This window comes from [Mycobacterium] manitobense (genome assembly GCF_025821665.1).
Lineage (GTDB): Bacteria > Actinomycetota > Actinomycetes > Mycobacteriales > Mycobacteriaceae > Mycobacterium > Mycobacterium arseniciresistens.
In genome coordinates, this window is sequence record NZ_JACKSJ010000113.1 from 1 (window position 1) to 530 (window position 530).

Genomic DNA, 530 nt, shown 5'->3' on the forward strand with positions numbered 1-530 from the left:
AACAGGTTGCCCAACGAGCCCGTCGCCTTGAAGGGATCCCGGTGAGCCCAGATGAACCGGGCGTCGGGGAACACCTGCAGCAGGGTGTCGATGTACACCGAATGCGACGGCATCTTCAGGCTCCAGGTGCCCGGCGCTTTCGATTGGAGTACTTGCAGATAGCGCTTCTGATACTCGTAGGCGCTGGTCATATCGGCCTCGTTGATCAGCCATCGTGCGTAACGCGGGCTTGCCAAGAACGCATCCCAGGATAGACCTTTGAAGTCCTGGTTGTGGATGAACATGCACTCGGTGGGTCCGTCGGCATCCTCCCAGTGCGGCAGCGGCATCTTCGCCGCCCTCACCAACTCCAGGATCTGTTTCTGCTCCTCCAGGAGTGCCAGACAGCGTGGGTCGGTGCGCAACGCACCGGTGGCCGGCGGCGGTACCGGGGTCATGCATTCCCAGTGCAACAGGGACCGGGGATTGGGATCCTGGTCGAGCAGGTAACTGATGACGGTGGTGCCGGTGCGTGGCATCCCCAGGGTGAA

The 530-nt window shown here is 61.9% G+C and carries 1 protein-coding gene; it reads right to left on the reverse strand.

The features are described from left to right. On the reverse strand, positions 1-530 hold a 530-nt coding region (locus tag H7I41_RS14265; RefSeq protein ID WP_264013250.1), incomplete at both ends, for a sulfotransferase family protein.